Source organism: Abiotrophia defectiva ATCC 49176 (genome assembly GCF_037041345.1).
Classification (GTDB): Bacteria; Bacillota; Bacilli; order Lactobacillales; family Aerococcaceae; genus Abiotrophia.
In genome coordinates this window covers 1,114,181-1,126,817 of the sequence record NZ_CP146287.1, presented here as the reverse complement: position 1 = coordinate 1,126,817, position 12,637 = coordinate 1,114,181, and the positions used below count along the sequence as shown (strand labels likewise).

Annotated in this window: 13 protein-coding genes; all 13 read left to right on the top strand. The window is 47.4% G+C overall.

Translation table 11 applies throughout. The features are described 5' to 3' along the window. The first annotated feature begins 4 nt into the window (after positions 1 to 4). The 13 genes from V7R82_RS05280 to pdhA all read left to right on the top strand — a co-directional run bounded on the left by V7R82_RS05280 (position 5) and on the right by pdhA (position 12,635). Positions 5 to 979, top strand: coding sequence for an ROK family glucokinase (locus tag V7R82_RS05280; RefSeq protein WP_314693438.1), 975 nt, complete (start codon positions 5 to 7; stop codon positions 977 to 979). Positions 980 to 989: 10 nt separating this feature from the next. Then, complete coding sequence (locus V7R82_RS05275) at positions 990 to 1,391, top strand: rhodanese-like domain-containing protein (protein WP_070755516.1); 402 nt, start codon at positions 990 to 992, stop codon at positions 1,389 to 1,391. A 9-nt stretch (positions 1,392 to 1,400) separates the two neighbouring features. Continuing rightward, positions 1,401 to 2,027, top strand: coding sequence for a GDSL-type esterase/lipase family protein (locus V7R82_RS05270; RefSeq protein ID WP_338541761.1), 627 nt, complete (start codon positions 1,401 to 1,403; stop codon positions 2,025 to 2,027). Positions 2,028 to 2,141: 114 nt separating this feature from the next. After that, positions 2,142 to 2,498: a hypothetical protein gene (locus tag V7R82_RS05265; RefSeq protein ID WP_314049442.1), complete on the top strand. Its 357-nt coding sequence runs from the start codon at positions 2,142 to 2,144 to the stop codon at positions 2,496 to 2,498. After that, on the top strand, positions 2,491 to 3,762 hold the full coding sequence (locus V7R82_RS05260) for a Y-family DNA polymerase (protein ID WP_338541757.1): 1,272 nt from the start codon (positions 2,491 to 2,493) through the stop codon (positions 3,760 to 3,762). Before V7R82_RS05265 ends, V7R82_RS05260 begins: the two co-directional genes overlap by 8 nt. Before the next feature lie 80 nt (positions 3,763 to 3,842). Next, positions 3,843 to 5,174, top strand: a complete 1,332-nt coding sequence (locus V7R82_RS05255) for an FAD-dependent oxidoreductase (RefSeq protein WP_338541755.1) — start codon at positions 3,843 to 3,845, stop codon at positions 5,172 to 5,174. Positions 5,175 to 5,298: 124 nt separating this feature from the next. Further along, positions 5,299 to 6,444, top strand: a complete 1,146-nt coding sequence (tgt, locus tag V7R82_RS05250) for a tRNA guanosine(34) transglycosylase Tgt (protein WP_023390711.1) — start codon at positions 5,299 to 5,301, stop codon at positions 6,442 to 6,444. 68 nt (positions 6,445 to 6,512) lie between these two features. After that, on the top strand, positions 6,513 to 6,839 hold the full coding sequence (gene yajC, locus V7R82_RS05245; RefSeq protein WP_303764906.1) for a preprotein translocase subunit YajC: 327 nt from the start codon (positions 6,513 to 6,515) through the stop codon (positions 6,837 to 6,839). Positions 6,840 to 7,124: 285 nt separating this feature from the next. Then, on the top strand, positions 7,125 to 8,063 hold the full coding sequence (gene opp3b, locus V7R82_RS05240) for an oligopeptide ABC transporter permease (RefSeq protein ID WP_311465441.1): 939 nt from the start codon (positions 7,125 to 7,127) through the stop codon (positions 8,061 to 8,063). Position 8,064: 1 nt separating this feature from the next. Next, positions 8,065 to 9,135: an oligopeptide ABC transporter permease gene (opp3C, locus tag V7R82_RS05235; protein WP_023390708.1), complete on the top strand. Its 1,071-nt coding sequence runs from the start codon at positions 8,065 to 8,067 to the stop codon at positions 9,133 to 9,135. Between the two features lie 8 nt (positions 9,136 to 9,143). Continuing rightward, positions 9,144 to 10,205: an ABC transporter ATP-binding protein gene (locus V7R82_RS05230; RefSeq protein WP_338541748.1), complete on the top strand. Its 1,062-nt coding sequence runs from the start codon at positions 9,144 to 9,146 to the stop codon at positions 10,203 to 10,205. Beyond that, the gene (locus tag V7R82_RS05225) at positions 10,186 to 11,076 is read left to right on the top strand and encodes an ABC transporter ATP-binding protein (RefSeq protein ID WP_291430831.1); all 891 of its coding nucleotides are present in this window, start codon (positions 10,186 to 10,188) and stop codon (positions 11,074 to 11,076) included. Before V7R82_RS05230 ends, V7R82_RS05225 begins: the two co-directional genes overlap by 20 nt. Before the next feature lie 458 nt (positions 11,077 to 11,534). Continuing rightward, entirely contained in the window at positions 11,535 to 12,635 is a 1,101-nt protein-coding gene (pdhA, locus tag V7R82_RS05220) for a pyruvate dehydrogenase (acetyl-transferring) E1 component subunit alpha (RefSeq protein WP_023390705.1), read from the top strand. The last annotated feature ends 2 nt before the right edge of the window (positions 12,636 to 12,637 follow it).

Here is a 12,637-nt window from a genome sequence, read left to right as displayed (position 1 = left end):
ATTTATGTCAAAGAAAATTTTAGGTATTGATTTAGGCGGGACATCCGTCAAGTTTGCGATTATTTCCTCAGAAGGGGAAATTCAGGAAAAATGGACCATTGGGACCAACATCCTAGAGGATGGCAAGCACATCGTGCCTTCCATTATCCAGTCCATTCAAGAACATATGGAACGTTATGGCCTTACCAAAGATGACTTCTTAGGGATTGGCATGGGCTCACCAGGTAAGGTGGATGCACAAGCGGGGACGGTAATTGGGGCTTTCAACCTTAACTGGCGGACCCTACAACGCCTGAAAGATGCCTTTGAAGCAGCCTTGGAGATGCCTTTCTTCCTTGATAATGATGCCAACGTGGCAGCCTTAGGGGAACAGTGGAAAGGGGCCGGTAATGGCGAAGCCAACGTGGTCATGTTTACCCTGGGAACAGGTGTTGGGGGCGGTATCGTCTCTGGAGGCCAAATGGTACGCGGTGCCAATGGGGCAGCAGGGGAAGTTGGCCATATCACCGTTGAAACGACAGACCCAATTCCATGTACCTGCGGTAAGCCAGGTTGCTTGGAGACCGTTGCTTCAGCCACCGGTATTGTCAACCTAGCTCGTAAGTTTGCTGAAGAATATGCCGGTGACTCACCAATTAAGGCAGCCGTTGATAATGGCGACGAGCTCTCTTCTAAATTGATTTTTGATGCGGCTAAGGAAGGCGACTTCTTCGCTAACCACATTGTGGATATGTTCGCGCGCTATTTAGGTTTGGCATGCTCTCATGTGGCCAATACCCTCAACCCTTCTAAGATTGTGGTGGGTGGCGGGGTATCCGCAGCCGGAACCTTCCTTTTGGACAAAATCCAGGTATTTTTCAATCAATATGTCTTCCCACCAATTAAAGACACCACCCAGCTTGTCTTGGCAGAATTAGGGAACGATGCTGGGGTCATCGGGGCAGCCCAATTAGTACGTCTTGCCCTAAATAAGGACTAGGAGTAGAAGCATGCAAATTCTGAATTTTATTACCGTTGTTTTATTAAGTATTATTGTGATTTACACCCTCTATTATGGGATTTTGTGGGGCATGGGCCGTTATGCCGCCAAAGCCATTAAGCAAGAAGACCTGATTGCAGCAGGGCGTAAGGGACAATTAATCGATGTTCGTGAAGCGGCTGAGTTTGAGGCTCGTCATATCTTAGGGGCGCGTAATATTCCAAGTTCTCAATTCAAGATGCGCTTCAAGGAAATCCGTAAGGACCAAGCTATTTACCTAGTAGACGAGGCTTTCGGGACCGCCCAACGTGCGGCTTTCCGCCTCAAACGCAATGGCTATAATGACATTTACATCCTTAAGGGTGGTATGACTGAGTGGACGGGTAAGGTTAAGACTGCCAAAGGAAAGTAGGCGACTAGCATGCGGATTCTTTGTTTTGGTGACAGCAATACCTGGGGCCTCAATCCCCTTAATGCCAGTCGCCATCCCAAGCGCTGGACCCGTGTCTTGGTAGCTTTGCGGCCAGAGGATGAAGTTATCGAAGAAGGGCTCAATGGCCGAACGGTCAATAGCCCCGACCATAAGAATCCTGAGCGACACGGCATGACGGCCTTGCCAATGGTCATGCAATCCCATGCTCCGCTGGATCAGGTAGTCATCATGTTGGGGACCAATGAGTTCAAGCGTCATTTTGGCAAATGCGCCAATCAGATTGCCTTAGGTATTGGGGAAATGATTAAATACATTCAGAATCCTGCTAACTGGGCCCATCAGGTTCCACCCCAAATTTTGGTGGTATCGCCTATCGTGGTGGGGCGTGGCCTTATGAATCATCCCGAATTCCTATACCAGGAAATTGATGAGTATGGCATTATGCAATCAGAATACCTAGCCAATATCTTGGAAAGAATTTGTGACCAGTACGGCGTGGCCTTCTTAGATGCTAAAACCGTGGCCAAACCTTCCAATATCGATTTCGTTCACATGGACGAAGAAAATCATCAAGCTTTAGGACAAGCGATTGCAGCCAAATTGGCGACATTATAAAGAAGAGACAAGCTTCTTCCCTAGATTTAGGGAAGGGGCTTTTTCTATTTCAAAGGGTGCAAGTCCATTGACAAAACGAACATACGTTCGTATACTTAGGATGAGGTGAATACAATGGCAATGAATACAAGTTATCATGACCGTGGCATGAAGAAGTGGCAGCCTTTTTTCTCCAGCCCTCATTTGAAGGCCAGTGTTCTGGCTAATCGAGAGGAGGTTTTGGCGACTTATCAGGCGCCAGAGGTCATGACCGAGTCCGAAATTGATGCCCAACTCCAACGGGCTTTTCAAGAAAGACTGAGGGTTAAGGTGACCCTCAATGTGCAGGTAGCAGAGCGTCATGCTTACTATATGGGGCAGGTCATTGGACGGGCGGATCAATTTGTCCTCATCGACAACTCACCGGTTGAATACGAGACCATCCGCCACGTCCAAGTCTATGAGCCGACCAAGTGGTGGGACCATGCTTGAGCGTGACCCTGACCTCTTCCCCAAACAGGACATCCTCTGCATTGACTGCAAGTCCTTCTTCGCCAGTATTGAATGCGTAGAAAGGGGACTGGATCCGCTGACGGCCAAGCTTTGCGTGGTCTCCAGGCCCCATCTCAAAGGAGGCTTGGTCCTGGCCAGCAGTCCCCGTATGAAGGCAGAATACGGCATCGGCACTGGCAGTCGGGTCTATGATTTACCTAAGCGGGATTCGGATATCGTCTTGGCGCCGGCGCGAATGAATCTTTATGTTCAGCGTAACCATGATATCAACCGAATTTTCCTTCAGTATGTGGCTTGGGAGGATTTGCATGTTTATTCGATTGACGAGGCTTTTCTAGATGTGGGGCGCAGTCACGCGCTCTTTGGCTCTAGCTATCAAATTGCCTGGCAGATTCAGCATGAAATTTATAAGCGCTATGGCCTGCCGACCTGTGTGGGCATAGGGGATAATCTGCTACTGGCCAAGCTCTGTCTGGATAATGTGGCCAAGTACCGGCCGCCTTATCTGGCTTATTGGTCCTACGCTAGGATTCCAGAAACTGTCTGGAAGATTGAAAAGCTCAGTGATTTCTGGGGGATTGGCCGACGCACTCAGACGGCGCTAGAGGCCATGGGCATTTACACCGTAAGGGATTTGGCTCATGCTGATTTGGACAAACTCAAGGCCCGCTTTGGGGTCAAGGGGGCAGAACTCTATTATCACGCCAATGGGTTGGATGCCAGCGTCATACGTGAGGCTTATAGTCCTCAGAGCCAGGTCTATAGTGCTTCCCAGATTTTGGAAAGGGACTATCTGGACTATAGGCAAGTCGCCTTGGTGGTCCGAGAAATGGCGGATAACCTAGCTAGCCGCCTGCGACGGGAAAGGCGGATGACATCTTGTTTAGGCTTGGGTATAGGCTATGGCAAGGACATTGTCCCCAAGCGTTCGGGTGGTCAAATGACCTTTGAATTGACCTCCAGTAGCAAGCAACTCATGGCCCACAGCCAGACCTTGCTCAAGCGACACTACTTCCGCCTACCTGTTAAGAGCCTGCATCTGACCGTCAGCCACCTGCAGGCAGCCGGCCCAACCCAGCTCTCTCTCTTCCAAGACCCGGAACAGTCCGCCCAAGAAGAAAGGGCAGAACGTGTGGTGGATGCTGTTAGGGAACGCTATGGCTATGGCAGTTTAGTCCGCGCCAGCAGTCTCTTGCCGGGAGCTACGGCGATCCAACGGGCGGATTTGATTGGGGGCCACTAGTTACCAAAAAGTACCTAATTGTTTTTTCCTGGCAAGCGAGCTAAACTAGGATTATAGCAAGAATGAAATGAGGGATTAACATGACACAACATTATCAAAATATCGTGATTGGCTTTGGTAAAGGGGGCAAAACCCTAGCGAAAACCTTGGCTGGTCGTCAAGAACAAGTGCTCTTAATTGAAGCTTCTCCTAAGATGTACGGGGGGACCTGTATCAACATCGGCTGTATTCCATCTAAGACTTTGATTGAAGCAGCAGGCCAAGGCTTAGACTTCGAAGCAGCGGCTGCTCGTAAGGCTAAGTTAATTGCTGCTTTAAACGACAAAAACTATCACATGATTGCAGATGAAGCAAGTGCCGAAGTTTGGACTGGTTGGGCTCGTTTTACTGGAAACCACAGCCTTGAAGTCACCTTAACTGACGGTCAAACCCGTCAAGTGACAGGGGACCGCATCTTCATTAACACTGGGGCTAAGACCGCCTTACCAGCTATTCCTGGCTTAGAAGGCAATGATTTTGTCTTAACTTCAACAGAAGCCTTGGATTTACAAAAGTTGCCAAAACGTTTAGTTGTGGTAGGGGCAGGGTATATCGGTTTGGAAATGGCCGATATGTTCCGGACCTTCGGTTCTGAAGTGACCGTCTTGGATATTTTTGACCGCTTCATGCCACGTGAAGAACCAGAAATTGCCGCTCAAATTAAGGCAGATATGGAAGCTGCTGGTTTGACCTTCTACTTAGGCATTAAAGATTTGGCCTTTGACGGTGGGACTGTAACTTATAACTACCAAGGGCAAAGTCAACGCCTAGAAGCTGATGCCATCTTGGTGGCGGCTGGTCGCCGTCCAAATACCGCGCAATTAGGCTTAGAAAATACAGATATTGAATTGGATGCTCAAGGTGCGGTGGTAGTGAATGAACACTTAGAAACAGCTGTTCCTGGCGTTTACGCTTTGGGTGATGTCAAAGGTGGCCCACAATTCACCTATGTATCTCTAGATGATTTCCGCATTGTCAAAGACCAACTCTGGGGCGACAAGTCTCGCAAGGTGTCTGACCGGAATCTAATTCCTTACACTGTCTTCCTCCAAACCCCATTATCACATGTGGGCTTGACAGAAGCGCAAGCGGTGGAAGCAGGCCATGAGGTCTTAGTCTTCGGCTTACCAATGGCGGCTGTGCCTAAGGCCAAAGTCATCGGCAATGACCGCGGTAGCTTCAAGATTATTGTCAACAAGGCAGATCAAACCATTCTAGGTGCGACTCACTATGGGGTTATGTCACCAGAAGTCATTAACTTCTTGGCTCTAGCCATCAAGACCAAGGTGCCTTACACTGAAATTCGCGACTTCCTCTTCACTCATCCAACGATTGCGGAAGCCTTGAACGATGTCTTAAAACAACCAAAATAAGCATGAGCAGCGAGGCCTAGGTCTCGCTGCTTTTTGTCTAGTCGGGCTACGGCAAAAGTGGTGGTTTTGACAGGCAAAATTTGCTATAATGGGAGAGCACTGAACAGATAAAGGAGTCGATGACATGACCAAACCAGCAGTCTGGTATGAACTCATCAAAGAAGAAAAACATACTGGCGCCCGCCTGGGAATCTTACATACCCCGCATGGATCCTTCCCGACCCCCATGTATATGCCGGTCGGTACCTTGGCAACCATCAAGGGCCTGTCGCCTGAAGAACTCAAGGAGATGGGAGCAGACGTTGTCCTAGCCAACACTTACCACCTCTGGTTACGACCAGGTGAAGACTTAGTGGCAGAAGCCGGTGGCCTACATAAATTTATGAACTGGGACAAGGGGATTCTGACTGACTCGGGCGGTTTCCAAGTCTTCTCCCTCAGCGACATGCGTAAAATCACGGAGGAAGGGGTCCACTTCCGCAACCATATTAATGGTGAGAAACTCTTCCTGTCGCCTGAAAAGGCCATTCACATTGAAAACCAATTAGGTGCTGACATTATCATGAGTTTTGACGAGTGTCCACCATTTGACCAGTCTTATGACTATGTCAAACGCTCAATCGAACGGACGACGCGTTGGGCTGAGCGAGGCTTACGGGCCCACCAACGTCCACAGGATCAAGCCCTCTTTGGTATTTTACAAGGGGCAGGCTACAAGGATTTACGCCTAGCCCATGCTCAAGATATGATTGCCATGGACTTCCCAGGTTATTCGATTGGAGGCCTGTCAGTTGGGGAATCCAAGGAAGAGATGAATGAAGTCCTGGATTATTTGACACCTGTCATGCCTAAGCACAAGCCACGTTATCTGATGGGGGTTGGCTCACCTGACTCGCTGATTGATGGCGTCATTCGTGGGGTAGATATGTTTGACTGTGTCTTGGCCACACGAATTGCCCGCAATGGGACCTGTATGACGAGCCAAGGACGTTTGGTCGTTAAGAATGCTCAGTATGCCCGCGACTTCCGTCCAATCGACGAGAAGTGCGATTGCTATACCTGCAAGCACTACAGTCGTGCTTACATTCGCCACTTGATTAAGTGTGACGAGATTTTCGGCCTGCGTCTGGCTTCCATTCATAATGTCCACTTCTTGCTCAATCTCATGAAGCAAGTTCGCTACCACATTGAAAATGACTCGCTGCTAGACTTCCGCCAAGCCTTCTTCGAAGAATACGGTTATAGCAAGGCCAATGCGCGTAATTTCTAGAAACTGCTAGCAATTTATAGCAGAGTCTGATAAAGTATAGATTATAGAACACAATAAGGAGTGACAAAATGGATTTACTAGTTAGTGTATTACCCTTTGTCTTAATCATGGGGGTTATGTACTTCTTCATGATTCGCCCACAACAACGCCAAGCTCAAGAAAAGCAACAAATGTTGCAGGCCCTCAAAAAAGGGGATGCCATTGTAACAATCGGTGGCTTACATGGGGTTGTTGAAGAAGTTGACTTGGCAAACCGTTTGGTTGTCTTAGACTGCGAAGGCATCTACTTAACTTATGAATTAAGCGCTGTTGCCACTATTAAGCAAGGCGAACGCGTACGTCCTTCAGTAGCTGACTTAGAACCAAAAGAAGAAGTAAGCAATGAAGAAGCCTAAGTCCTAGGCTCAAGCTGAGACGCTGTCTCAGCTTTTTTTTGTGTCGATCATAAGAAAGGCAGGGGAGAAGTGACTAGAATGTTCGTCTTTTTGCTGACTTTATCAACAAGACAAAAAGCCCAGTAGAATAAGGATTTTGCAGGTTTTTCCTAAGCCAAAGGACAACATTCAAATGGAATTTTGATTTTTTGATGCAAGTGACTAGAGCACAAGGAGCAGATAGGCTATAATATAAGAGATACTATACCCCTAAGACACCAATCAAGGGGACAAAGGATGTGACCTATGAAAGCCTTTATTCGTTATATGGTCAAGCGCCTAGCCTACATGCTCTTGACGCTCTTTATTATTGTAACTGTCACTTTCTTCTTAATGAAACTCCTGCCAGGGACGCCATTTTCCAATGAAGATCAGTTGACTGCTGCCCAAATTCAAACCCTCAATGCTAAGTATGGCCTGGACCAGCCAATTTGGGTTCAATATGGGCGTTACTTGCTCAATATTCTCAAGGGAGACCTAGGGGTATCCTTCCAATTTAACAATACGCCTGTTTCTCAGCTTATTATTGACCGGGCGGGTCCTTCTATGCAATTGGGCTTACAGGCTATGCTGCTGGGGACTGTACTGGGGACTTTCCTAGGTGTCATTTCGGCAGTCTACCAGAATACCTGGATTGACCGTTTTACTTCGGTCTTTGCCATTGCGGGCCGTTCAGTCCCAAGCTTTGTTTTCGCCGTTGTCTTGCAGTTCCTCTTTGCCGTGGTCTTAGCTTGGTTCCCGATTGCCTTCTGGCGTGATGGCTTTGCCTCAACCGTTCTGCCAACCATTGCCTTGTCCCTGTCACCGATGGCGGATGCGGCTCGTTTCGTCCGGACGGAAATGATTGAAGTCCTCAATGCGGATTATATTGAACTAGCTCGGGCTAAAGGCTTCAGCCGCTTCTATGTGGTGGTGCGTCATGCCTTACGCAATGCTATCATCCCACTCTTATCTATTATTGGGCCTATGACGGCTGGCTTGATGACTGGTTCCCTGGTAGTGGAAAATATCTTCTCCATTCCTGGTATCGGTGAACAATTCACCAAGTCGATTATGGTGAACGACTTCCCAACCATTATGGGAGTTACCATTCTCTATTCCACCTTGTTAGTGGTCATGATTTTAATTTCTGACATAGTCAATGGGTTAATTGATCCACGACTCCGTCTGACCGGAGGTGCCTAAGATGCAACATGAATTAGCTAAGTCTTCCTACAATGAGGCTTTACTAGCTCAAGCAGGGGACCTAACCGCGCAAAAACTGCAACTGGCTAAGCGTGACTGTGGTCGCCAAGATGCCATGAGTGATGTGCCAGCCTTGAGTTTCTGGCAGGATTCCTGGCGCCGTTTGCGACGCAATAAAGCGGCTATGGTTTCCTTGATTATTATTCTGGCCTTTATTATCTTGGCCATTCTGGCTCCTTGGATTGCGCCTTACTCACCAACGGCTCAGAATCCATCCTATGCCAATTTGCCACCTAAAATTCCAGGACTAGAAGGTTTATCCTGGTTTAATGGCTATGGGGCCAACCGGGCTGGAAAATTGGTCGATCGTTACCTAGCCGCCAAAGTACCGGCAGGTACCTACTATTATTTAGGAACTGACGCTCTAGGCCGTGACTTGCTGTCGCGTATCCTCTATGGGACACGCATTTCCCTCTTGATTGCCTTTGTGGCAGCAGCCATTAACCTAGTCTTTGGTGTCATTTATGGCTTGGTTTCTGGGTGGTTTGGAGGTAAAATCGATACCCTCATGCAACGGATTTTAGAAATCCTATCAGGGATTCCTAACCTAGTTATCGTCATCCTCATGCTCTTGGTGCTCCAACCAGGGATTGTGTCTATTATTATCACCATTGCCTTGACCAGCTGGATTTCCATGTCTCGTGTGGTGCGGGCTCAAACTATTCGTATCAAGCAGCAAGAATATGTGCTAGCAGCTCGTGTGCTGGGGCAATCAACCCTTAAAATTATGTTCCGTCACATTCTGCCTAATATGCTGGGCCTGATTATTGTCCAAGTTATGTTTGCCTTGCCAGCAGCTATCTTCTTCGAAGCCTTCCTAAGCTTCATTGGGATTGGGATTCCAGCGCCAGCAGCTAGTCTGGGGACCTTAATTAATGATGGTTACAAGACCTTCCGTTTCTTGCCACACTTAATGTGGTATCCAGCGGGTGTCATTTCTATCCTAATGCTAGCCTTCAACCTTCTGGCGGACGGCTTGCGTGACGCCTTCGACCCTAAAATGAAAGAGTAGGTGACTTTATGACAGAACGTGTCTTAAGCATCGAGAATTTACAGGTTCAATTCAAAACCTATGCGGGAACTGTCCAAGCCATTCGAGGTGTTGACTTCCAACTCCACAAAGGTGAAACTTTAGCCATTGTAGGGGAATCAGGTTCTGGTAAAACGGTGACCTCCCGTGCCATTATGCGCCTATTGAGCCAGAGTGCCACCATTAACGATGGCAAGATTGATTTTATGGGTCAAGACCTCCGCAACTTAAGTGATAAGCAAATGGAAAAAATCCGTGGCTCGCAGATTGCCATGATTTTCCAGGATCCCATGACTTCGCTTAACCCAACTTTGACCATCGGGCGTCAATTGGTGGAAGTCATCATCAAACATCGCAAGTTTTCGCGTGCAGAAGCAGTCGCGGAAGCCTGCAACTTACTCAGTCTCTGCGGAATTAAGGATCCTGAGCAACGCCTTAAGGATTACCCAAGTCAATTCTCAGGTGGTCAACGTCAACGGATTGTCATTGCCATCGCCTTGGCAGGAGACCCAGAAATTTTGATTGCCGATGAACCAACGACCGCCTTAGACGTTACAGTTCAAGCACAAATTATTGAGCTCTTGCAAGATATTCAGCGTCAGAAGGGCATGGCTATTATCTTCATTACCCACGATTTAGGGGTGGTAGCCAATATCGCAGACCGCGTGGCGGTGATGTATGCAGGTCGATTGGTAGAAATTGGGCCGGTGGATGAAGTTTACTATAATCCACAACATCCTTACACCTGGGGACTTTTGTCAGCGACGCCGACCTTGACCTCGTCAGGTCCGCTATATGCCATTCCGGGAACCCCGCCTAACTTGCTCAATCCACCAAAGGGCGATGCCTTTGCCTGCCGTAATGAGTATGCCCTGGATATTGATTTTGAATTGCAGCCTCCAATGTTTGAGGTTAATCCGGGCCACTATGCCGCAACTTGGCTCTTGCATCCAGAGGCCCCTAAAGTGACACCACCGGCTAGCATTCAAGAACGCTATGCCTACTATCAAGCTAAGAAGGAGGCTGAATCGCATGACACAAGCTCTAATTGAAGTGCGCAACCTCAAGCAGTATTATCATCAGGACCATACAGTCGTTAAGGCCGTAGACGATGTTAGCTTCACCGTTCAAGCGGGTGAGACCTTTGGTTTAGTAGGGGAATCAGGGAGTGGTAAATCAACCATTGGCCGTGCCATTGTCAACCTCTATCAGCCAACTGATGGCCAGATTCTTTACCAGGGGAAGGCTTTAAGCGACTTATCAAAGGGAGAGCGACTGGATTATAACAAGGACGTTCAAATGATTTTCCAAGATCCTTATGCTTCCTTAAATCCTCGTATGAAGGTCCAAGATATTGTAGCTGAAGGTATGGAAGTCCATGGCTTGGTAGCCTCCAAGTCAGAGCGAGATGCCAAAGTGGCGGAGCTCCTGGCTTCAGTCGGTTTGTCACCTGAACATGCCTTGCGCTATCCGCATGAATTTTCGGGCGGCCAACGCCAACGGATTGGGATTGCGCGTGCCTTGGCGGTTGAACCCAAGTTTATTGTCTGCGATGAACCTATCTCAGCCTTGGATGTCTCCATCCAAGCCCAAATCATTAACCTATTGCAAGGCTTGCAAGAAGAGCGAGGCTTGACCTATCTCTTTATCGCCCATAACTTGGCCATGGTTAAATACTTTAGTGACCGTATTGGCATGATGTATCGAGGTCGCATGGTGGAATTAGCAACTGCTGAAGCGCTCTATGAGCACCCGCTACATCCTTATACTCAGAGCCTACTGTCAGCTATTCCCTTGCCAGACCCAGATCAGGACCGTCAGCGTCAACGGATTGTCTATCAGCCAAGTCAAGCTGAACTAGAGGCGCCTCATGATTGGGTGCAAGCGCAAGAACAGCATTGGGTTATGAAAGCCAAAGCCTAATAAACTAAGCATAAACCTTCTTCCTGTATCAGGGAGGAGGTCTTTTTTTATGCTTCAATTAGATTGTGAAGAGTAACCCCAAAAGCGCGTGATTTTAATAAGTCCATGTGAAGTAAAATTCACTAACTGAAATATTAGTTGGAAAGATACCAGAAAACACATGCTGTTTCGCTATTATAAGGCAATTTTGAAACAGATATTTAAGTGTAGTATTACAGTTCAAACCTTAATGTATCCACTTTCTGACGAAAAGTAACCGTTTTTCTTGGATAAAAGGCCCTTATATTGTATCATTCACAAAAACGGACAATAGGGTATAAAGTGACTATTATCAAGCCTTAGAGCTTGCATTTGCTTGCCAAGAGTGGTAAATTTATAAGGTACAGTCTACTAGTGATACAGAAATTAAGTCTGTCTTGCTTGGTAGTAGTTAAAAAAAGAGAGGAAAGTGTACAAGTATGGCAAAAAAAGTTAAGATTGAAGACTTATTGCGTCCAGATAACTTTAACTTCGACATGGTCCAAGTCTTGAGCCCAGAAGGTAAAGTTGTCAACAAAGATTTATTACCAGATTTATCTGATGAAGAATTGGTTCAATTGATGGAAGATATGGTATGGTCCCGTATCTTACACGAACGTTCAACTGCTTTGAACCGTCAAGGACGTTTAGGCTTCTACGCTCCAACTTTTGGTCAAGAAGCATCACAATTAGGCTCTGTTGCAGCCCTCAAACCAGAAGACTACATCTTGCCTGGTTACCGTGATGTGCCTCAGCTCATCAAACACGGTTTACCACTTCACAAGGCTTTCTTATGGTCCCGTGGTCACGTAGAAGGGAACAACTACCCAGCTGACTTCAATGCTTATCCACCACAAATCATCATCGGGGCACAATACGTGCAAGCCATGGGGGTTGCTTTAGGTCTTAAGAAGAACGGTAAAGACGCAGTTGCTGCGACTTGGACTGGTGACGGTGGTTCTTCACAAGGGGACTTCTACGAAGGGATTAACTTCGCCGGCGCTTACAAAGCACCAGCGATCTTCTTCATCCAAAACAACGGTTGGGCGATTTCTACGCCACGTTCACTCCAATCTGCTGCGCCTACTTTGGCTCAAAAAGCAGTTGCTGCTGGGATCCCAGGGATTCAAGTAGACGGGATGGACATCTTAGCAGTTTATGCTGTAACCAAGGCTGCGCGTGACTACGCTGTAGCAGGCAATGGTCCAGTCCTCATCGAAACAATGTGCTACCGCTTCGGTCCACATACCTTATCAGGTGATGACCCAACCCGTTACCAACCAGACGGTGTTCAAGAAGAATGGCGTGCCAAAGATCCACTCATTCGTTTCCGTACTTACTTAGAATCAAAAGGTCTCTGGTCTCAAGAAAAAGAAGAAGCGGTTATCGAACGTACTAAGGAAGAAGTCAAGGAAGCCATCAAGTTAGCTGACCAAGCACCTAAACAAAAGATTTCTGACTTCTTGAAGAACATGTACGAAACACCAGACTTCATCACAGCAGAACAAATCAAGAAATTCGAAGCAAAGGAGAATAACTAATA

Coding starts and splice junctions, on each gene's coding strand:
- V7R82_RS05280 (WP_314693438.1), top strand. CDS start 5: ATGTCAAAGAAAATTTTAGGTATTGATTTAGGCGGGACATCCGTCAAG.
- V7R82_RS05275 (WP_070755516.1), top strand. CDS start 990: ATGCAAATTCTGAATTTTATTACCGTTGTTTTATTAAGTATTATTGTG.
- V7R82_RS05270 (WP_338541761.1), top strand. CDS start 1,401: ATGCGGATTCTTTGTTTTGGTGACAGCAATACCTGGGGCCTCAATCCC.
- V7R82_RS05265 (WP_314049442.1), top strand. CDS start 2,142: ATGGCAATGAATACAAGTTATCATGACCGTGGCATGAAGAAGTGGCAG.
- V7R82_RS05260 (WP_338541757.1), top strand. CDS start 2,491: ATGCTTGAGCGTGACCCTGACCTCTTCCCCAAACAGGACATCCTCTGC.
- V7R82_RS05255 (WP_338541755.1), top strand. CDS start 3,843: ATGACACAACATTATCAAAATATCGTGATTGGCTTTGGTAAAGGGGGC.
- tgt (WP_023390711.1), top strand. CDS start 5,299: ATGACCAAACCAGCAGTCTGGTATGAACTCATCAAAGAAGAAAAACAT.
- yajC (WP_303764906.1), top strand. CDS start 6,513: ATGGATTTACTAGTTAGTGTATTACCCTTTGTCTTAATCATGGGGGTT.
- opp3b (WP_311465441.1), top strand. CDS start 7,125: ATGAAAGCCTTTATTCGTTATATGGTCAAGCGCCTAGCCTACATGCTC.
- opp3C (WP_023390708.1), top strand. CDS start 8,065: ATGCAACATGAATTAGCTAAGTCTTCCTACAATGAGGCTTTACTAGCT.
- V7R82_RS05230 (WP_338541748.1), top strand. CDS start 9,144: ATGACAGAACGTGTCTTAAGCATCGAGAATTTACAGGTTCAATTCAAA.
- V7R82_RS05225 (WP_291430831.1), top strand. CDS start 10,186: ATGACACAAGCTCTAATTGAAGTGCGCAACCTCAAGCAGTATTATCAT.
- pdhA (WP_023390705.1), top strand. CDS start 11,535: ATGGCAAAAAAAGTTAAGATTGAAGACTTATTGCGTCCAGATAACTTT.